Source organism: Niveispirillum sp. GW835-FHT14G11 (assembly GCF_058793615.1).
The window spans coordinates 36,988-55,663 of the sequence record NZ_JBXAFZ010000023.1 but is presented as its reverse complement, the minus strand read 5'-3'; the positions used below and the strand labels follow the sequence as shown (position 1 = coordinate 55,663).

18 protein-coding genes are annotated in these 18,676 nt (G+C 65.5%); 12 read left to right on the top strand and 6 right to left on the bottom strand.

What is annotated here, in order from left to right:
- Window positions 1-7: 7 nt before the first annotated feature.
- The 4 genes from AC1Q7F_RS28980 to AC1Q7F_RS28965 are packed head-to-tail and all read left to right on the top strand — an operon-like array spanning window position 8 to window position 3,308.
- Complete coding sequence (locus AC1Q7F_RS28980) at window positions 8-967, top strand: 3-carboxyethylcatechol 2,3-dioxygenase (protein ID WP_492512043.1); 960 nt, start codon at window positions 8-10, stop codon at window positions 965-967.
- A 15-nt stretch (window positions 968-982) separates the two neighbouring features.
- Window positions 983-1,582 carry an NAD(P)H:quinone oxidoreductase gene (wrbA, locus tag AC1Q7F_RS28975; protein ID WP_492512042.1) on the top strand — a complete coding sequence of 200 codons (600 nt, stop codon included), beginning with the start codon at window positions 983-985 and terminating at the stop codon, window positions 1,580-1,582.
- Window positions 1,583-1,623: 41 nt separating this feature from the next.
- The gene (locus tag AC1Q7F_RS28970; protein WP_492512041.1) at window positions 1,624-2,547 is read left to right on the top strand and encodes a VOC family protein; all 924 of its coding nucleotides are present in this window, start codon (window positions 1,624-1,626) and stop codon (window positions 2,545-2,547) included.
- Between the two features lie 14 nt (window positions 2,548-2,561).
- Window positions 2,562-3,308, top strand: coding sequence for an SDR family oxidoreductase (locus AC1Q7F_RS28965; RefSeq protein ID WP_492512040.1), 747 nt, complete (start codon window positions 2,562-2,564; stop codon window positions 3,306-3,308).
- 154 nt (window positions 3,309-3,462) lie between these two features.
- Here the strand turns inward: AC1Q7F_RS28965 and AC1Q7F_RS28960 are convergent, their stop codons facing one another.
- Window positions 3,463-5,103 carry an FAD-dependent monooxygenase gene (locus tag AC1Q7F_RS28960; protein WP_492512039.1) on the bottom strand — a complete coding sequence of 547 codons (1,641 nt, stop codon included), beginning with the start codon at window positions 5,101-5,103 and terminating at the stop codon, window positions 3,463-3,465.
- Window positions 5,100-5,411: a putative quinol monooxygenase gene (locus AC1Q7F_RS28955; RefSeq protein ID WP_492512038.1), complete on the bottom strand. Its 312-nt coding sequence runs from the start codon at window positions 5,409-5,411 to the stop codon at window positions 5,100-5,102. Before AC1Q7F_RS28955 ends, AC1Q7F_RS28960 begins: the two co-directional genes overlap by 4 nt.
- Window positions 5,412-5,521: 110 nt before the next feature.
- Here AC1Q7F_RS28955 and AC1Q7F_RS28950 point away from each other — a divergent pair, with 110 nt between their 5' ends.
- The 5 genes from AC1Q7F_RS28950 (at window position 5,522) to AC1Q7F_RS28930 (ending at window position 10,455) form a co-directional block, all read left to right on the top strand.
- Window positions 5,522-6,337: a GntR family transcriptional regulator gene (locus AC1Q7F_RS28950; RefSeq protein WP_492512037.1), complete on the top strand. Its 816-nt coding sequence runs from the start codon at window positions 5,522-5,524 to the stop codon at window positions 6,335-6,337.
- 75 nt (window positions 6,338-6,412) lie between these two features.
- The gene (locus AC1Q7F_RS28945) at window positions 6,413-6,922 is read left to right on the top strand and encodes a luciferase domain-containing protein (protein WP_492512036.1); all 510 of its coding nucleotides are present in this window, start codon (window positions 6,413-6,415) and stop codon (window positions 6,920-6,922) included.
- A gap of 231 nt (window positions 6,923-7,153) precedes the next feature.
- Window positions 7,154-9,493 (top strand): TonB-dependent receptor, encoded by a 2,340-nt coding sequence (locus AC1Q7F_RS28940; protein WP_492512035.1) that lies wholly within the window; start codon window positions 7,154-7,156, stop codon window positions 9,491-9,493.
- Between the two features lie 67 nt (window positions 9,494-9,560).
- On the top strand, window positions 9,561-9,962 hold the full coding sequence (locus AC1Q7F_RS28935) for a DUF6644 family protein (protein WP_492512034.1): 402 nt from the start codon (window positions 9,561-9,563) through the stop codon (window positions 9,960-9,962).
- Between the two features lie 10 nt (window positions 9,963-9,972).
- On the top strand, window positions 9,973-10,455 hold the full coding sequence (locus tag AC1Q7F_RS28930; RefSeq protein ID WP_492512033.1) for a DUF6644 family protein: 483 nt from the start codon (window positions 9,973-9,975) through the stop codon (window positions 10,453-10,455).
- A 54-nt stretch (window positions 10,456-10,509) separates the two neighbouring features.
- Here AC1Q7F_RS28930 and AC1Q7F_RS28925 read toward each other — a convergent pair whose 3' ends face one another.
- From AC1Q7F_RS28925 to AC1Q7F_RS28915, 3 genes are all read right to left on the bottom strand, one after another.
- On the bottom strand, window positions 10,510-12,126 hold the full coding sequence (locus AC1Q7F_RS28925) for a GMC family oxidoreductase (RefSeq protein WP_492512032.1): 1,617 nt from the start codon (window positions 12,124-12,126) through the stop codon (window positions 10,510-10,512).
- A 151-nt stretch (window positions 12,127-12,277) separates the two neighbouring features.
- Complete coding sequence (locus AC1Q7F_RS28920; protein WP_492512031.1) at window positions 12,278-13,345, bottom strand: sugar phosphate isomerase/epimerase family protein; 1,068 nt, start codon at window positions 13,343-13,345, stop codon at window positions 12,278-12,280.
- A gap of 2 nt (window positions 13,346-13,347) precedes the next feature.
- Complete coding sequence (locus AC1Q7F_RS28915) at window positions 13,348-14,463, bottom strand: Gfo/Idh/MocA family protein (protein WP_492512030.1); 1,116 nt, start codon at window positions 14,461-14,463, stop codon at window positions 13,348-13,350.
- Between the two features lie 704 nt (window positions 14,464-15,167).
- Here AC1Q7F_RS28915 and AC1Q7F_RS28910 point away from each other — a divergent pair.
- The 3 genes from AC1Q7F_RS28910 to AC1Q7F_RS28900 are packed head-to-tail and all read left to right on the top strand — an operon-like array spanning window position 15,168 to window position 17,764.
- Window positions 15,168-15,635 (top strand): C-glycoside deglycosidase beta subunit domain-containing protein, encoded by a 468-nt coding sequence (locus AC1Q7F_RS28910; protein ID WP_492512029.1) that lies wholly within the window; start codon window positions 15,168-15,170, stop codon window positions 15,633-15,635.
- Window position 15,636: 1 nt separating this feature from the next.
- On the top strand, window positions 15,637-16,434 hold the full coding sequence (locus tag AC1Q7F_RS28905; RefSeq protein WP_492512028.1) for a sugar phosphate isomerase/epimerase family protein: 798 nt from the start codon (window positions 15,637-15,639) through the stop codon (window positions 16,432-16,434).
- Window positions 16,435-16,483: 49 nt separating this feature from the next.
- Window positions 16,484-17,764, top strand: a complete 1,281-nt coding sequence (locus AC1Q7F_RS28900) for an MFS transporter (protein WP_492512027.1) — start codon at window positions 16,484-16,486, stop codon at window positions 17,762-17,764.
- Window positions 17,765-17,779: 15 nt separating this feature from the next.
- Here AC1Q7F_RS28900 and AC1Q7F_RS28895 read toward each other — a convergent pair whose 3' ends face one another.
- The gene (locus tag AC1Q7F_RS28895; RefSeq protein WP_492512026.1) at window positions 17,780-18,664 is read right to left on the bottom strand and encodes an AraC family transcriptional regulator; all 885 of its coding nucleotides are present in this window, start codon (window positions 18,662-18,664) and stop codon (window positions 17,780-17,782) included.
- Between the last annotated feature and the right edge of the window lie 12 nt (window positions 18,665-18,676).

Below are 18,676 nucleotides of genomic sequence, written 5' to 3'. Positions count from 1 at the left end.
ACAGCCGATGCCATCCCCGACTGTGCGTATGATCTGCGCCTCCCACACCCCGCTGATGGATCATGTAGACGCCGACCCGCAGGTGGATGCCGATGTGCGGCGTCATTTCGCCGATCTGGCAGCGGAAGTGGCCGAATTCGATCCCGAACTGATCGTCGAATTCGCGCCCGACCATTTCAAGGGCTTCTTCTACGACATGCTGCCGCCCTTCACCGTCGGCATCCGCGCCACCGCCATCGGCGATTATGACATTGGCGGCATGGGCGATGTATTCGACGTGCCGGAGGCGCTGGCGCTGGATTGCGTGCGCGCCCTGCATGCGGCCGATGTCGATGCCGCCATGTCCTACCGCGCGCAGCTGGACCATGGGTTCGCGCAATTGTTGGTGCTGCTGACGGGCGATGTGGCGCGCTATCCGGTGCTGCCCATCCATATCAACTGTTCCGGCCCGCCCCTGCCGTCCTTCCGGCAGGTGCGGCGGCTCGGGACGGCGGTCGGGCGCTGGCTGTCGGGTCTGAACAAGCGGGTGCTGATCCTGGGCTCGGGCGGCCTGTCGCACGACCCGCCGATCCCCAGCATCCAGACGGCCCCGCCGCCCGTGGCCGAAATGCTGATCGCCGGCCGCAACCCACCCATGGAGGCGCGGCGTGCGCGTGAGCAGGCGAACTACGAGACGGCGCGCAAGCTGGCGCGCGGGGAAGGCAGGGCGACCCCGCTGAACCCCGGCTGGGACCGCGCCTTCATGGAGCAGATGGCGGCGCTGGATTTCGACAGCATCGCCACCCTGGGCGAGGCGGAACTGACGCGGATCGCCGGCTGCGGCGGGCACGAGGTGCGCAACTGGGTCGCCGCCTATGCCGCCATGGCGGCCACGGGCCCCTTCGACCATCAGCAGATCTTCTACCGTGACATCCCGCAATGGAATGCCGGCATGGGCATCGCCACCGCCCGGCATCAGGCGGCCTGAACAAGGAACAGCGCAATGACAAAGGTTCTCGTCCTCTATTACTCCGCCTATGGCCATATGGAGATCATGGCCGAGGCGCTGGCCGATGGCGCGCGGCGCACCGGGGCCGACGCCGTGGTGAAGCGCGTGCCCGAAACCGCCCCGGAGGAGGTCGCCAAGGCGGCCCATTTCAAGTTGGACCAGAAGGCTCCTATCGCGACGGTGGAGGAACTGGGCGGTTACGACGCCATCATCGTCGGGTCCCCCACCCGGTTCGGGCGCATCGCCAGCCAGATGGCGGCCTTCTGGGACCGCACGGGTCCGCTCTGGTACACGGGCGCCCTGCGCGGCAAGATCGGGGCTGCCTTCACCTCCACCGCCACCCAGCATGGGGGGCAGGAAACGACCCTCTTCTCCATCATCACCAATCTGCTGCACCATGGCATGCTGGTGTGTGGTTTGCCCTATTCGCATCAGGGGCAGATGCGCATCGACGAGGTGACGGGCGGCTCCCCCTATGGCGCCAGCACCGTCAGCGGCATGAAGGGCGAGCGGCTTCCGTCGGAAACCGAACTGGAAGGTGCCCGCCACCAGGGAGAAACAGTCGCCCGGCTGGCAGGCCGGCTCGGCGCCTAAAGGCGTCGGGGCAATCATAAAACGGGAGGAGGAGTGCCAAGATGATCAACGGCTTGCAACACCTGGCCCTGGGCGTGCCGGACCTGGCCCCCGGTGCCGACTTCTATGAGACCTTCGGCCTGTCGGTGGAAAACCGCGCCGACCATCTGGCCTTTCGCTGCAAGGGTCGGGCGCAGGACCAGATCGTGCTGGTGGAGACGGGACAGTCGCGGCGCTTCCACCATGTCTCCTTTGGTACGGATGCAGCGGGGCTGGAGACGATCGCCGGCCGCCTGCACGCACGTGGGGTGCCATTGCTGCCCCGCCCCTTCGCCGGTGCCGCCGAGGGATTGTGGTTCCTGGACCCGGATGGGCACCTGGTGAATGTGCAGGTCGCGGACAATGCCGAGCGCGCGGCCGAGCCGGGGCCGGTGATCAACAGCCCCGGCCTGAACCCGCGTGCCGGAACGCGCGGCTGCCCGACCCGGGCGCTGCCCACCAATCCGCGCCGGTTGGGCCATCTGATCCTGTTCACGCCGGACGTGACGCGCAAGCTGAGCTTCTATTGCCAGGTGCTGGGCATGAAGGTGTCCGACACGCTGAAGGATGAATATGGCGCCTTCCTGCGCATCGCCGGCGACAGCGACCATCATGTCATCGGCTTCCTGAATTCGCCGGCCCCCGGTTTCCACCATGCCAGTTTCGAGATGGCCTCCATCGACGAGGCGGAGCTGGCGGCGGTGAAGCTGAAATCCAAGGGCTACAAGCATGCCTGGGGACCGGGGCGCCATGCCATCGGGTCCAATTATTTCCACTATTTCCGCGATCCGTGGAACGGCATGTGCGAGTATTACTACGATATGGACCATATCCCGGCCCAATGCGACTGGGAGGCCATTGAATGGACCAAGCAGGACGGCATGTTCCTTTGGTCCGCCGATGGCCCCCCGCCCCCCGATTTCGGCCGTAATTACGAGATCGATTGAGCAAGAGGAACATCATGGACCTGGGTTTGAAGGGCAGGAGCGCCATTGTCTGCGCGGCCAGCCAGGGGTTGGGCCGCGCCTGCGCCATGGCCCTGGCGCGCGAGGGCGCCAATGTCGTCATCAACGGGCGGACCGAGGAAACGCTGATGGCGACCGCCGCCGACATCAGGCGGGAGGCGCCGGAGGTGACGGTGATCCCCGTCCTTGGCGATATCAGCGATCCGGCAATCCGCGCGGCCGTGATCGCGGCGGCCCCGCAGGCCGATATCCTGGTCAACAATAATGGCGGCCCGCCGCCGGGCGATTTCCGGGACTGGGATCGCGATACCTGGATCAAGGCGCTGGACGCCAATCTGCTGACCGCGGTGGACCTGATCCGCCTGACGGTCGATGGCATGGCCGAGCGTGGCTATGGCCGCATCGTCAACATCACCTCCTCCTCCGTGCGTGTGCCGATCCCGGTGATCGGACTGTCCAGTGCGGCGCGGGCCGGGTTGACGGGCTTCGTGCTGGGTCTGGTGCCCAGCCTGTCGGGCAAGGGTGTGACCATCAACAACCTGCTGCCCGGTCCCTTCGACACCAACCGCTTGCGCCATTCCAAAGCAATCACGATGCATTTGACCAAGAATCCTGTGGCCGGCCGTGTGGGCGATCCCGACGAAATGGGCGCCATGTGCGCGTTCCTGTGCGGGCGTTACGCCGGCTACATCACGGGGCAGAACATCCAGATGGACGGCGGCCTCTATCCTGGAAATTTCTGACGGACGGGGAAGCTCCCACCCCGACTGAGCGCCCGCTGGCAACGGCGGGCGCCTTTTTTATGCGCCGCGTTTCAGCGAAAAAAAAAGACCGCCGGCCAAGGACAGGGTGATCCCTGCCCCGACCGGCGGTGCATCCGCAGTCAGATCGGAAAAGTTACGCCACATCCGCCAGGAAAGCTGCTGCCCCCTGGATGTTCAAAGTCGGGCTGCGCCAGGCCACATATCCGTCGGGACGGATGATGTAGAGGGCCTGACCATCCCGGAGATCCACGCCGTAACGCTCAAACACATCCGGCAGGCCGGTGAATTCCACCCCCGGACCCATCCCGAAATCCTGACGCGCCACCAGATGCGTCGACAGATTGGGCCGGTCCGCCACCAGCCCGGCCAGCGACTGGTTCAGGTGTTCGATCTGCCTTGCGTCCAGCGGCCGGCGCGACAGGGCCAGCACCGTCATCCGGTATCCGGCCAGCAGGTCGAAAACCTCCCGACCCGACCGCAGGGGGGCGTTCGGCGCGCGTGCGCCCGGCACCGGCCCCTTCTTCCAGCCGGCTTTGTCGGATGCGACCGCCGCCGTACCGGCGGGATAGATGATGTCGCGCTGTGACAGCCGGCGGAAGGCCTTGGTCTGGATGGGCCGCGCGCGGGAAATGATCTTCAACGCCAGCGGCAGGATCAGATCGCGCAGCGCCGCCTTGAACCCCGCCTGACCGGCGGCGGCGGCGAACAGGCGGCCTGTGCTTTTCACCACCTTCTCGCCCACGGGACGGCGCTCCCCGTCATAGGTGTCCAGAAGCGCGGCATTGCCACCCTGCAGGACGGCCGCCAGCTTCCAGGCCAGGTTCGCCGCATCCTGCAGGCCGGTATTCATGCCCTGCCCGCCCGCCGGCGAATGGATATGGGCGGCGTCGCCCGCCACCAAGGCGCGACCCGACCGATAGCAGTCCACGAACCGGTGATGGGCGCGATAACGCGTGATCCAGACCGGATCGCTCAAGGTGATGGGCATGTTGATGGCCGCCGACATCCCTTCCTGCATTTCCTTCAGGTCCAGGGGCAGCGGCTGTGCCGCCTCCCCATCGCCCAGGCCGCCGGAAAGGTCGGTCGCCATCACGCGCGACAGCCGGCTGCCATAAAGCGGCAGGAACAGGCCGATACGCCTGCCATTGATGAAAACACGGAACCGGTGGTGGTCCAGCGGCCATTCCACCTTGCAATCGGCCAGCAGGAAGCGCTGCGGCAGCATCTCCCCATCCCAGCCGATGCCCGCCGCCTCGCGTACCATGCTGCGCGACCCATCGGCACCGACGATATAGGTGCTGCGGATTTCCTCGACCGTACCGTCCAGGGCGGTGACATGGGCGCTGACCCCGTCCTGATCCTGCACGAGGTTCAGCAATTGCTGCCCCCGTTCCACCCGTACACCCTGCGCCTCCAAATCCTGAATCAGCAGCGTTTCCGTCTCCGATTGCGGGATCATCAGGATGAATGGAAAGGGCGTGTCGGCCGTCCGTGCCAGATCGAAATTCAGCCCGCCCCGGAACGGCCCCCGCACATGCAGGTTCACCGAACCGGCGATAACGCCACGGGCCAGGAAACGGTCGGCCAGACCGATGGATTGCATCAGTTCCAGCGTGCGCGCCTGGACCGCGAAGGCACGGGATTCACGCGTGGGTTCGACCCGCCGTTCGATGATCCGTACTTTCACACCGCTGCGCACCAGCAGGCAGGCCGCCATCAGGCCCGTGGGACCGGCACCGACGACCAGAACCTCACAATCCGGTACGGTGCTCATGGGACATCCCCCTTGGCGGCGAAGGTGCGGCACAGGGTGATGGCATAGGGCTCTGTAAACAGGTCCTCGCGGCTGTCCTGCACCCAGCGCGCCACCTCTCCCCCGACATGGACCTTGAACGCATCCTCGTCGATGAAAGTGTTGAAGATGGCGAAACGGCCGCCGCCCAGGTCCATGGCACGGAAGCTGGTGGTGCCGGGTTCAGCCTGCAGGCGGCGCGCAGCCTCTGTCAGGAAGACGCGCGCGGCGTCCTCCTTCCCGGGGCGTGCCTCCATCGTTGCCCAGACGGCAAGTGCATCCGTCGGCATATCATCCTCCCTGCTTGGATCGTTATGCCGGTACAATGTGCAGATGAAGATCAAAGTGTCAACAGTTTGCCGTTGCGCTGTCGACAAATCTTGCTAGAATGGTTTGCATCATGAATGAACGCGCCCCAGCCCCGTCTCGTGAGAATGTCGCCGCCGTCTATCGCCGGCTGCGGCGGATGATCCTGTCCGGCAAGCTGAAGGGCGGCCAGCCGCTCTCCCAGGTGCAACTGGCCCTGGATTTCGACACCAGCCGGGGACCGGTGCGCGAGGCGCTGCGCATGTTGCAGCAGGAAGGACTGATCGAGGCGGAAACCAACCAGCAGGGACGGGTCGTCAGCTATTCCATCGATGATCTGGAACAGGTCTTCTCCCTGTTGACACTCAACGCCGCCATGGCCATCCGGGCAGGAGCGGACCGGTTGACGGAGGCGGACATGGCCATCGTCCGCCGCGCCGTCGCCCGGATCGAGGTATCACCGGAAGTGGCGCAGAGCCCGCGCGGCGCCACAAGGCGACGGCTGGCGTTCCGGCGGCTGATCAGCACGCTCTGCCGCCATGGCGGGCGCCATGTCACGCAGATGATCGATGATCTGTTGGACCGGCTGGCCATGTTCCGTGGCATGCATGAGGTGGTGGGCAGTCCCCCGCCCTATCCGCTGGAGAACGGTTTCCAGCCCCTGCTGGACGCCTGCGAGAAGAAGGACGCGGCCACCGCTGCCCTGTTCATGGCGGAAAAGATCGCCAATATCGCGGGCAAGGCCCTGGCCTATCTCGACCGGCGCTATCTGCCGGTGCAACTGAACCTGTATGTGGAGGCCGTGCGCGGCGCGTTGACCGCCGCCGGACAGGCCGGCCCCTCCGCCGTAACCATCCGCGTGCGCGGCATGCCCGGCGGACGGGTGGAATGCGTGATCCTGCCCGACTGAGCAGTCGCACGGGAAGTGTTGACACCTAAGCGGCGTGCTCGCCGTGACACCGACACAGAATTAACAGGTGAAACCATGGATATGATTGCCCCGCGTGAGGGCGGATTGTCCGCCCGCGACGGGCCCCGGCCCCGCACGACCCCGCATGCCCCGCACAGCCAGATCGACCAGATCCCGGCGGACCGGCGGCAGCTGGGGCGGTCGCTGCTGACGGCACTGTCGGCCCTACCCGACGTGGAACCCGGCGGCAGCCGGCGCGCCCCGCCCGGTACCATCGGGCTTTACCTGCGCGGGGGGCGGCCCATGGAACGGCCACGGGCCTTCCTTCTGGGTCATGAATTCGCCCATGTGCATCTGGAAGATGATGGCAGCCTGCATACCGTCCTGCCCGAACCCCTGCGCAGCGACGCCATTGCCAAAGGGTGGGCGGAACCGCACCCGCTGGCCGGATACCCCACCGTGTCGCCCGACACCGTGATGATCTATGCCCCCCGCAACCAGGATGAGGTGTCTCTGATCGCCTGGCTGGTCCGCAACGCCCACGCATACGCATCCGACAGCGTCAGCGCGGAACCAGCCTTCTGAACTCGCCGCAGTCCGCGAAACAGCCATCGCGGCCCGTGAAATCTTCAAAATCAAGCCATGACCAACCGGCATCCGGATGCTTCACCGGGGGCCGGAGAGGGAGGTTGCACGCCCAGACACGGACGATTCCGCAATCAGAACAACAAGGGTCCGGGTGTGGTTTCAGCCAGCCGTCCCCGTCCTTGCCGACACAATCCAACCGACGACAATAAATATATTGGGGAGGTACTCATGAAGAAATTCCTTCTGGCCGGCACAGCCCTGCTGACCGGCCTGACCACCGCCTTCGCGCAGACGCCCGCACCGGCCAATCCCGGGCTGGAGGCGTTCGTGCTGGAAGAGATCGTGGTCACGGCGGTGCGTGCGGAGACGCTGCTATCCAAGACGCCTGTGTCGGTGTCCGCCGTCAGCGCCGACAATCTGCGCGACCAGGGCATCAGCGACCCGACCAATCTGGCCGATGCCGTGCCGAACCTGGCCATCGACCGCGTCAATGGTGCGGGCGTGCAGATCACCATCCGTGGCGTTTCCAGCACCGACAACAGCGAGAAGGGCGACCCGTCCGCCGCCTTCCTGGTGGATGGCGTCTATATCGCGCGGCCACAGGCACAGGAGGTCAGCTTCTTCGACCTGGAACGGGTGGAGGTGCTGCGCGGGCCGCAGGGCACGCTCTATGGTCGCAACACCACGGCCGGCCTGATCAACCTGATCTCGGCCCGTCCCAAGGGCGAGTTCCAGGCGTCGGGCGACCTTGCCTATGGCAGCTATGATACGCTGCTGGCGTCCGCCATGGTGAATGTGCCGGTGGATGACAACATCGCCATTCGTGCGGCCGCCAACTACAATTACCGCGACAGCTACCTGTACGAGGGCGCGTCCACCCCCTCGCTCGATGCCGGCAAGAAGGACCTTTCCTTCCGGCTCAGCGCCAAGGCCGATATCGGGGAGCGGGTGCGGCTCTATGTGAAGGGTGACACCAGCACGATGAAGGGCAATCCCCAGACCGGGGTGGCCCTGTCCAACTTCTTCCAGATGCCGGTCACGGCGGCCCCGACCGGACAGCGCGGGGCCGTGCCGGTCCGCCTTTCCGACCAGTCATCGAAGGAACTGCGCACCCTGGGCTTCACCCAGAACCGCAAATCCGCCAGCGACAACAGCACCTGGGGCATCCATGGCGAGCTGGAGGTCGATATCGTGGAGAACCTCACCGCCACCTACCTGGGATCCTACCGCGAATTCACGCGCGACGAGCTGCAGCGCGGCTATGTCGGCCTGACCTATCAGGCGCTGCCGGGCCTGCCGCCGCCGGGCACGCGGGTGCCGCTGGAGGCGACGTTCGATGGCGAGTATGAGCAGCAGTCCCACGAACTGCGCTTCGCCTACCAGACCGACCGCCTGCTGGCCCAGGGCGGGGTCTATTATTTCCGTGAACAGTCGGGCGTGGAATTCCTGCTGTTCGGCACGCGCGGCTTCACGCCCGGCCAGCGTGGCTACGTCTATGGTTTCCCGCAGGACCCGACCATTTCCAAGACCCTGGGCTTCTTCGGGCAGGCGACCTTCAACCTGACCGACGATCTGCGCGTCACGGGCGGTCTGCGCCATACCAGCGATGACAAGTCGCGTGTCGGTGCCACCATCAACCATGCCAACGTCACCGACCCGCTGGATTTCACCCCCGCCACGCAGCCCGGAACCACCAATCCGCGCGGCCAGCGGGATTCGCTGAACAACGCCGCCGTCAGCTATACCAAGCTGACCTGGCGGGCGGGCCTGGATTACGACCTGACGGATGAGACGATGCTCTATGGCAACGTCTCCACGGGCTACAAGGCCGGTGGCTTCAACGAGGGTTGTCTGGCGGGTCAACTGAACTGCAATGCGCCGGTTCCCGCCACCGATCTGTTCTATTCACCCGAAACCCTGACCGCCTATGAGGCCGGTGTGAAGACCAGTCTGGCCGACCGCAAGGTCCGGCTGACGGGCGCCTATTTCCACTATGACTACTCCAACCTGCAGCTCAGCCAGATCTCGGCCACCTATTGCGGCGGCGCGCCCTGTCTGGTGACCAGCAATGCCGGCAAGGCGAAGATCGACGGCGTGGAACTGGAGGCCCTGGCCCAGCCCGATGCGCGCAACCGCTTCAACCTGTCGCTGGCCTGGCTGAATGCCCGCTACACCGACTATCTGGTCTCCCCCGGCGTCAATCTGAAGGGGGAGCAGCTGGACCGATCGCCGAAATGGACGGCCACCCTGGGTTATGACCATACGCTGCCGCTGGGCGAAGGGTCGCTGGTGCTGGGCGTGCGGTCGCGGATCAGCGGCGGCTATCACCTGATCAACACGGCCCTGCGCAACTTCTTCCGTCAGCCCAGCTTCACGCGCACCGACCTGACGGCCACCTACAACGCGCCGGGCGACCGCTATTACGTCCAGGCCTATGCCAAGAACCTGGAGAATGACATCGCCCTGGGCAGTGTCGCCCTGTCGGCCAATTACCCGGCCATGACCGATGGCACGGCCCAGATCTCCGATCCGCGCACCTTCGGCGTGCGGGCCGGGTTCAAGTTCTGAGCAATCGGCGCAGGTCGGGTCGAGGGGAGAAGCCCGCGCCCTGACCTGCGCCCAGGGGGAACAGATGATGGAATTCACTGCCTGGCTCGCCGTGCCCTGGATCATCCCGACCCTGCTGGTCGTCCACATCATCGCCATCGCCTTCATCATCGGTTCGGCCCTGGTCGGCAACCTGCGGCTTGCCGGTGTCCTGGCGGCCGATGTGGAGGTGGGCACGGTTCTGCGCCGCTATCGGCCCTGGCTTTGGGGGGCGCTGACCGTTTCGCTGCTGACGGGACTGATCATGGCCGCCGCGCGGCCGGACAGGCTGCTTGGCAATCCGGTCTTCGGGGCGAAGCTGGTGCTGCTGCTGACCGCCATCATGGTGACGCTTCTGGCGTCACGGTGGCCGAAGCCGCTGGGCTGGATATCAACAGGCCTGTGGATCGCCGTGATCGCCTGCGGCCACTGGGTCGCCTACGCGGTTTGAAAGGGGCATCATGAGCGACTTTCTTCAATCCGTTCAGGCGTCGCCCGTTGGGCAGTTCATGCGGGAAAGCGCCCTGGCGTTGCCCGGCGTCGGCGCGTTGCATGTCATCGCCATAACGCTGGTCCTGGGCACCATCGCCATCGTCGATCTGCGCCTGATCGGCCATGCCGCGCACCGTCGCAGCACCCGACACCTGATCCGGGAGATGCTGCCCTTCACCTGGACCGCCTTCGCCCTGGCCGTCGTGACAGGGTTGCTGCTGTTCAGCGGACATGCCGTTGATTATGTCGAGAAAGGGCCTTTCAAGGGCAAGATGCTCATGCTGCTGCTGGCCGGGCTCAACATGACCGTCTTTCACGCCGCGGTCTGGCGCCGCATCGGGGATTGGGACCATGACCGGCATCCGCCGGCCGGTGCCCGCATGGCCGGCGGCCTGTCACTGCTATTCTGGATCGGCGCCGTCGTCGCAGGATGCTGGATCGGTTTCGTCTGACGGTGATTTTCAAATGAAAACGGCCCGCGATGATCGTCGCGGGCCGTTTTCGCGTCATCCCCGCCGCAGGATCAGGTCCGCCGCCCGCTGGCCGATAGCCATGGCCGGGCCGTTGGTATTGCCCGACACGGGCGTGGGCATGATGGAGCAATCGACGACGCGCAGCCCCTCAACTCCATGCACGCGGCAGGCATCATCCACCACGGATATGACCGGATCGGTGCCCATGGAACAGGTGCCGGTGCCATGAAGACCGGGATCGGTCATGCCGCGCAGTTCGGCGATGATCTCCGCGTCGCCCTGACAGGCCGGTCCGGGCTGCCTTTCCTCCCCCACGAAACGCGCCAGGGCCTTCGCCCCCGCCATCCGGCGCAGCAGGCGGAACAGTTCCAGCGCCTTGCGCTGGTCCTCCTCCTCCTGCCAGAAGCGCGGATCGACGATGGGGGCGTCGCGGAAATCGGCGCTGGCCAGGCGCACGGTACCGCGCCCCCTGGGCCGCAGGTGGAAACCCGCGAAGGTGATGCCCGGCCTGTCGGAAATCGGGCTGCCGGGATTGGCGGCCATTTCCTTGACGGTGCGCATGGCGAAGGGAGAGGCGGCAAGCTGCATGTCGGGCCAGTCGGCGGGCGCTCCCTCCCCCGATACCAGGGCCGTGACAGGCATGCCGACCCGCGCCAGCGGCCCCGTGCCCGTCAGGAAATAGCGCAGGGCATTGCGCGGCAGCCGCCAGCCCCGGAATTCCCGGTTCAGGCCCGGATGGTTGCGCAGATCGTAAGAGATGCCCATCTTCTGATGGTCGCACCAATTCTCCCCCACCGCCGGCAGGTCGCGCAGCACCTGGATGCCGTGGCCCGCCAGATGCGCGCCCGGCCCGATGCCCGACAGCATCAGCAGTTGGGGGGAGCGATAGACGCCGGCCGACAGCACGATGTCCCGGCCTGCCGTATGGCGCAGGATTTCCCCACCTCGCTCGCATTCGATGGCGATCGCCCGCCCGCCCTCGATCACCACCCGCTTCACCAGACAATCGGTGACGATGGACAGGTTGGGGCGGTTGCATACGGGGGCCAGGAAGGATTCATAGGCCGAAGCCCGCTGTCCCTTGCGGTTCACGGTATATTGCGTGCGCCCCACCCCTTCCACGGCCGGGGTGCAGATATCCTCCGTCCAGGGAATGCCCATTTCCCGGCAGGCGCCGACGATGGCATCAAAAACCTCGCCCCGATAGGTCGCCTGGGTGATCTGCTGCGGGCCGTCGAAGCCGCGCGAACGGTCGGCGCCGGGGGCCCGGTATTCCTCGATCCGGCCATAGGCCTTCAGCATGGCATCCCAGCCCCAGGAAAGCAGCCCCCGGTCACGCCAGCCATCGAAGTCGCGCGGCTGTCCGCGCAGGTACCAGGTGCCGTTGACGGCGGACGAACCGCCGAGACCACGCCCATAGCTGTGCCGTTCCGGCCGGCGTCCCGGCTGCGGCACCACGGGAAAGGACCAGTAATAGTCCGGATTGCCCATGATCTTCGCGAAGCCGGCAGCCATCTTGATGAACACGCTCTGGTTCGTGCCGCCGGCTTCCACCAGCAGCACGCGGTTGGCCGGATCATCGCTGAGCCGCCGTGCCACGACGCAGCCGGCTGAGCCCGCACCCACCACGATATAGTCGAAATCAGCCATTCCTTGATCTTTCCGATCCATTAGAGCGTATTTCCGCTGACCGGAAACACGCTCTCGCTTTTCAGTTCCTCAAACCCCGGCGCCGCATCCGCGGCTTGGCTTCACGGCGCATAAGCGCCGCGGCGGCAGTCGCCGCCGGAGCGGTTTCCGGTCAACCGAAAATCGCTCCAATGCCCATGACCCGCGCGTTCAGCGCCCGGTCGGCGCCGCCAGCGGCGAAATCGTCGAAAGCATGTTCGGTAACCCGGATGATATGCCGGTCGATGAAGGGCACGCCCTCGGCCGCCCCCTGTTCGGGATGCTTCAGCGCGCATTCCCATTCCAGCACAGCCCAGCCGGGGAAATCATACTGGGCCATCTTGGTGAAGATGCGCGCGAAATCCACCTGCCCGTCGCCCAGCGACCGGAACCGCCCCGGCCGGTCGAGCCAGGATTGATAGCCGCCATAGACACCGGAACGGCCATCGGGCCGGAATTCCGCATCCTTGACATGGAAGCACTTGATCCGCGCCCGGTAGATATCCAGGAAGGCCAGATAATCCAGCTGCTGCAGCACGAAATGGCTGGGGTCATAAAGGATAGTGGCGCGCGGATGGTTATCCACCGCCGCCAGGAACCGCTCGAACGTGACGCCGTCATGCAGATCTTCGCCGGGATGGATCTCATAGGCGAGGTCGACGCCGGCATCGTCGAACGCGTCCAGGATCGGCCGCCAACGTCGGGCCAGTTCGGCAAACGCATCCTCCACCAGACCCGCCGGACGCTGCGGCCAGGGATAGAGATAGGGCCAGGCCAGTGCGCCAGAGAAGGTCGCATGCGCCGTCAGGCCCAGATTGTGGCTGGCGCGGGCCGCCAGATGCATCTGCCGCACCGCCCATTCCTGCCGCGCGCGGGGATTACCGCGCACGGATGGCGGGGCGAAGGCATCGAACTGCGCGTCATAGGCGGGATGCACCGCCACCAGCTGTCCCTGCAGGTGCGTGGACAGTTCCGTCAGGGCAAGCCCATGGCGGGCCAGCGTGCCCCACACCTCCTCGCAATATTCCCGGCTGCCTGCCGCCCTTTCCAGGTCGAACAGGCGGGCATCCCAACTGGGGATCTGCACGCCCTTGTACCCCAGCGCGGCCGCCCAGCCGGCAATGGCATCCAGCGAATTGAACGGGGGCTTGTCGCCCGCGAACTGCGCCAGGAAGATGGCGGGTCCCTTGATCGTGCGCATCTCTACACCTCGAATTCGACCCAGCCGGCGCCGGCCCGGCTGGCAGTGACGGCCAGATGGATGAAGGCCATGCCGCGCAGCCCGTCATCGATGCCGGGCAGCAGGCTGCCCTCCTCCCCCCGCAATTGCCGGGCGAAGTCGCGATAGAGGTTGGCGAAGGCCTCCAGATACCCTTCCGGATGGCCGCCGGGCGTGCGGGTGGCCCAGCGTGCATCGGAACCCAGGCCGGCATCGCCCGCCTGGATGATCTCCGTTCGCCCGTCACCATGCCGCCAGGTCAGCATGTTCGGCTGTTCCTGGCACCAATCCAGGCCCGCCTTGTCACCATAGACGCGCAGGCGCAGTCCGTTGCGTTCCCCCACCATGATCTGGGAGGCCAGCAGCACCCCGCGCGCGCCGTTGTTGAAACGCAGCAGCACCTGGCAATCATCGTCCAGCACACGGCCTGGAACCATTGCGGCCAGATCGGCCAGCAATTGCGTGACGCGCAGTCCCGTCACGAATTCCGCCAGATGAAAGGCATGCACGCCGATATCGGCAATGGCCCCACCTTCGCCCGCCTGGGCAGGATCGGTACGCCACAGTGCCTGCTTGCCTTCGGCGGACCCGGCCAGCCAGCCTTGCGGATATTCCACCACGACCTTGCGCACGGTTCCCAGCGCGCCCGCCGCCACCCGCGCCCGCGCGTCGCGCACCAGCGGGTAACCGGAATAGGTGTAGGTCAGTCCATAGGGCCGGCGGGTACGGGCGACGATGGCGGCCAGTTCCTTGGCTTCCGTGAGAGTGGCCGTCGCCGGCTTGTCGCACATCACCGCCACCCCGGCCCGCAACGCCATGCGCGCAGCGCTGAAATGATGGTGGTTGGGCGAGGCGATGGTGACGAAGTCGATCCCATCGTCACGGCCCGCCTCTGTCGCCAGCATCGTCGCCACATCGGGATAGGCCCGCCTGGGATCGATACGGTAGATGTCGCCGGCCTGACGCGACCGGGCGGGATCGCTGCTGAAAGCGCCGGCGACCAGTTCAATCTCCCGGTCCAGTTCGGCCGCGATGCGGTGAACCGGGCCGATAAAGGCACCGGCACCGCCGCCGATCAGTCCCATGCGTAGCCGCCGCATCACGTCTCTCCTGCCATCTTTGGATTTTGGCGCGTCGACTGACGCCACGCGGGGGCGTTCGATGCCATCTGATCGGGAAGCGGATTGCAGGCGCTGCGCCGGCCAGCCTGTCATGGCCGGCGCATTCGTCATGGGGTCCAGAACCCGCACCGTGCATCGCATGGATAGTGATACAGGTTCACAAGCTAGAATGCAAGAATTCTAGTTTTTGCTATTTTCACCTTTATTCGACCCCAGATCACCCCGCAACCCAGACGCAGGACGAAGGACGAAAGGCTTGCGCGGCCTGCGCCGCCACCGACTGCAACGGCATCGCACAGCCATTCAGGCTTGGGTTTCTGCCATTCTTGTTACCAGAAACCTGCGAACTGGCCTGCCCCCAATCTTGTCGGCCCGCTGACGAGAGCTCTTGCATGCCAGTAGAATGCCTGCTATTCAGAGGATGAAGCGAACGCACGGGATGGCTGCCCGGCGGCGATGATACAAACCGATCCTCGCAAGACATACCAAGGCATGCATTGCCCTGGTCAGCGGGGCATCACATGTTCATCATCAACATGGTTGCATGCGACACCGTTCCCATCGGGGACGGTGGCCGATCAGCGCCTCCCGCCGGTTCCCCCTGATTTCCCCTTATCTCCAGCACCCCCAGGCCCTGCCTCGCAGGCGGGAGAACCGTAGATCATGCCGAGGAGACACGCTCGATGAGCAACGAGTTGCAACGGACGAACCGGAACCAGGCCGACAGGGCCAAACAGGGGATCGTCGTCTTTTCCCGCGTGGGTCAGCGCGACCTGTTCGCCGACAACGCCATTGAAAGGACGCCCGACGGCTGGCGTCTGCTGATCCGCAATCCCTGGTACACGGGCACCTATCTGTCCACGGTATCCTTCATCAAGATCATCGTGAATGGCCATACCGTGCCGGAGGCGGATACCTTCATCGCCCTGCGCGGGCAGAAGGTCCCCGTCGCTTATGCCAAATATCTGCACGAAATCTGGTGGGGCATGGGCGAGGTGGCAGAAGTGCTGCTGACCGACGCGGCGCTGGCCGACATCGTGACCGCCACCAATCAGGTCGGCGTCGATATCGATATGCGCACAACCTTCAGCTACGGCTTCCCCAACGACACGCTGCCCTACCGGCTGACCGGTGAACTGGAGATGCGTTGAAATGAAACTCGGCCTCAGCCTCTACACTTTCGGCGCCGACATCCATGCCGGCAAGATGAACGTCTTCGATGCCATCCGCAAAGCCGCCGAGATCGGCTGCGACGGCGTCGAGATCATCGCGGAACAGCATATTCCCGGCTGGCCCAATCCCAACCTGGACGACCTGACGGCCATCCGGGAACTGGTGGCCTCGCTGGATATGGAGATTTTCTGTTTCAGCTGCTATTTCGGCAAGAATATCCGCAGCGATCGGCCCCAGACCTGGGAAGAGCTGATCCACAACGCCAAGCGGATGATCGCGCTGACGGCGTATCTGGGCGCCAAGGTCATGCGCCCCGCCTTCAATGCCGAACCGGTGGGCGAACTGATCGACTTCGTGCAGGCCGTGCTGCCGACGCTGGAGAAGTACGGCGTCATCTGGGGCGTGGAATTGCACGCCCCGCACCCGCCCTCCTACTATCAGGAAGCGCTGGAGACCGTGGATTCACCCTGGTTCCGGCTGGTGCCCGACTTCTCCTGCTGGCAGGGGCCGAACGCGCCGGGGCAGATCCAGACCAACCCGCTTTCCACCTTCGAACCGCTGCTGAAATACACGGTGCATTGCCACGCCAAGGCCCACATGTTCGATGCGGCGGGGGAAGAGCCGAACACGCCTTACAAGGAACTGCTGGGCATGCTGGCCGCCCATGGCTTCAAGGGCTCCATCGCCGGGGAATATGAGGGCTGGTTCATCAATTATCTGCCGTCCGAACAGCCGGCCCGGACCCTGTTCAACGTGCTGGAGCGATACGGACGATAGGGGCAGCCGCCCCCGCAACCATCCCCGACCTTGCGCATAAGGAGCGCCCATGTCCGTCGCCCGCCAAGACACCATCACCGGCACCGATGCCCCGGCCCAGGGGGCGAAAGCGCCCAGTCTGCGTGAACAGCGGCTGCTCGGGCTGCTCTTCACGCTGGGGCTGGCGGCGGTGTCGCTGTTCCTGTTCTGGACGGCCCTGCAATCGGTCTTCCTGGCTCTGCAGGTGCAGAAGATCGACCCCGCAGGGGCGGCGGGCGGCCTGGCCTTCGTCATCGGCATCGGGGCCATCGGCGCGCTGTTCACGGCACCGGTGTCCGGCGCGCTCAGCGACCGGACCCGCAGCAGGATCGGCGGGCGGGGTCCGTGGATGCTGGGCGGTGCCGGGGCGACCATTGTGCTGGCCCTGCTGCTGTCGCAGGCCGGAACCATCACGGAACTGGCCATCTATTGGCTGCTGATCCAGGTCAGCACCAATCTGGTCTTCACGCCGATCACCGCCTATATCCCGGAACGGGTCCCGGTGGCGCGGCGCGGCATCTTCTCCGCCGCCATCGGGCTTTCCCATCTGGGGGGCGTGCTGTTCGGTCAGGTGTTCGGGGCCGCCTTCGCGGCGCAGATGCTGCTGGGTTATGCCGTCATCAGCGTGCTTTTACTGCTGGCCATCATCATCTTCGTGGTGGTGAACCGCCGGTCCAATGTCGGGGAACCGACGCCGCCCTTCAACCTGTCAAAGCTGCTCTCCACCTTCTGGGTCAATCCCGTGAAATATCCGGCCTTCGGCTGGACCTTCCTGGGTCGGTTCCTGATGCTGACGGGCTTTTTCCCGCTGAAGGTTTATCTGCTTTACATCTTGCAGGATTATGTGGGCCTGGGTGCCGACGCCGTGAAGAACGTGCCGGCCATGGGTCTGGCCGGCATGGCGGGGGCCGCCATCGGCACGCCGCTGGCCGGCTGGTTGAGCGACCGGCTGGGGGTAACGCGGCCGTTGATCTATATCTGCGCCGTCGTGATGGTCGGGGCCATTCTGGTGCCCCTGGCTTTCCCCACCTTCGAAGGCATGGCCATCTATTCCTTCCTGATCGGGGCCGGCTTCGGCGGCTTCGGATCGGTGGATTATGTGCTGATCACCAAGGTGCTGCCGTCGCAGGATGATGCCGGCAAGGATCTGGGCATCATCAACATGACCACGACCCTGTCGCAGACCCTGGGCGTCGGGCTGGCGGGTGCCATGGTCAGCGTGGTCGGGACCTATGGCGTGCTGTTCCCCATGGGGATCGGCTTCATCACCCTGGGCACGCTCTGCGTGGCCTTCATCAAGGGCGTGCGGTAGGGGGTTGCCTCGCCCTCACCCCGCCAGCCTTTCAACGTCACGCGACGGCGGCATGCCGAAGGCCCGGCTATATTCGCGGCTGAACTGCGAGGCACTTTCATAACCGACGGCATAGGCCGCCTCCCCCGCCTCCATGCCCGATGCCAGCAGGCGCCGGGCCATGTGCAGGCGCATGGTCTTCTGATATTGCAGCGGGCTCATCGCTGTTGCCGCCCGGAAATGCCGGTGGAAGGAGGCGACGCTCATGCCTGCGATCTCTGCCAGCATGCCGGTGCGCAGCGTTTCCTCATAATGACTGCCGATCCAGTCGATCACACGGCGGATGCGGGCTAGACGGCTGTCGCCCTGCGCGATCTGGCACAGATGCCCGCCCAGCGGCCCCCGCAGCAGGCGGTAAAGGATCTCCCGTTCCCGCGCCGCCGCCAGGGCCGGCACATCCTCCGGCTGGTCCAACAGCGACAAGAGCCAGTTCCAGGCCGCCAGCAGGTCCGGCGTGACGGCGCTGGTCCCGAAACAGGGCTGATCACCCGCGACCGGTGCGTTGTTGACCAGTCCCGGTGGCAGGCCGGCAATCAGATCGGCCAGGATAGCCCGGTCCAGTTCAAGCCCCACGGCAAGGTACGGCTCCGCCGGGCTGGCATCCAGCACCCGGCCCGTGGCCGGCAGGTCCAGCGAGGCCACGAAATAACGGGTGCTGTCATAGTCCAGCATCGTCTCCCCCACCGTCACCTGCTTGCGCCCCCGCAGGATCAGGCAGGTGACGGGCGTCAGCATGGTGGCGACACCACTGCCGGGCCGGTTCAACACACTCAATGTCAGCCGGGAGATCGGCGTCTCGGTCCGCGGCGAGGTCGCGTGCCGCAGCACCCGGCTCTGCATGATCTCCATCAGGTCATGCATCGGCGTGACCGC

Coding starts and splice junctions, on each gene's coding strand:
- AC1Q7F_RS28895 (WP_492512026.1), bottom strand. CDS start 18,664: ATGCATGACCTGATGGAGATCATGCAGAGCCGGGTGCTGCGGCACGCG.
- AC1Q7F_RS28905 (WP_492512028.1), top strand. CDS start 15,637: ATGAAACTCGGCCTCAGCCTCTACACTTTCGGCGCCGACATCCATGCC.
- AC1Q7F_RS28920 (WP_492512031.1), bottom strand. CDS start 13,345: ATGCGCACGATCAAGGGACCCGCCATCTTCCTGGCGCAGTTCGCGGGC.
- AC1Q7F_RS28910 (WP_492512029.1), top strand. CDS start 15,168: ATGAGCAACGAGTTGCAACGGACGAACCGGAACCAGGCCGACAGGGCC.
- AC1Q7F_RS28930 (WP_492512033.1), top strand. CDS start 9,973: ATGAGCGACTTTCTTCAATCCGTTCAGGCGTCGCCCGTTGGGCAGTTC.
- AC1Q7F_RS28900 (WP_492512027.1), top strand. CDS start 16,484: ATGTCCGTCGCCCGCCAAGACACCATCACCGGCACCGATGCCCCGGCC.
- AC1Q7F_RS28935 (WP_492512034.1), top strand. CDS start 9,561: ATGGAATTCACTGCCTGGCTCGCCGTGCCCTGGATCATCCCGACCCTG.
- AC1Q7F_RS28950 (WP_492512037.1), top strand. CDS start 5,522: ATGAATGAACGCGCCCCAGCCCCGTCTCGTGAGAATGTCGCCGCCGTC.
- AC1Q7F_RS28955 (WP_492512038.1), bottom strand. CDS start 5,411: ATGCCGACGGATGCACTTGCCGTCTGGGCAACGATGGAGGCACGCCCC.
- wrbA (WP_492512042.1), top strand. CDS start 983: ATGACAAAGGTTCTCGTCCTCTATTACTCCGCCTATGGCCATATGGAG.
- AC1Q7F_RS28960 (WP_492512039.1), bottom strand. CDS start 5,103: ATGAGCACCGTACCGGATTGTGAGGTTCTGGTCGTCGGTGCCGGTCCC.
- AC1Q7F_RS28940 (WP_492512035.1), top strand. CDS start 7,154: ATGAAGAAATTCCTTCTGGCCGGCACAGCCCTGCTGACCGGCCTGACC.
- AC1Q7F_RS28965 (WP_492512040.1), top strand. CDS start 2,562: ATGGACCTGGGTTTGAAGGGCAGGAGCGCCATTGTCTGCGCGGCCAGC.
- AC1Q7F_RS28970 (WP_492512041.1), top strand. CDS start 1,624: ATGATCAACGGCTTGCAACACCTGGCCCTGGGCGTGCCGGACCTGGCC.
- AC1Q7F_RS28945 (WP_492512036.1), top strand. CDS start 6,413: ATGGATATGATTGCCCCGCGTGAGGGCGGATTGTCCGCCCGCGACGGG.
- AC1Q7F_RS28915 (WP_492512030.1), bottom strand. CDS start 14,463: ATGCGGCGGCTACGCATGGGACTGATCGGCGGCGGTGCCGGTGCCTTT.
- AC1Q7F_RS28925 (WP_492512032.1), bottom strand. CDS start 12,126: ATGGCTGATTTCGACTATATCGTGGTGGGTGCGGGCTCAGCCGGCTGC.
- AC1Q7F_RS28980 (WP_492512043.1), top strand. CDS start 8: ATGCCATCCCCGACTGTGCGTATGATCTGCGCCTCCCACACCCCGCTG.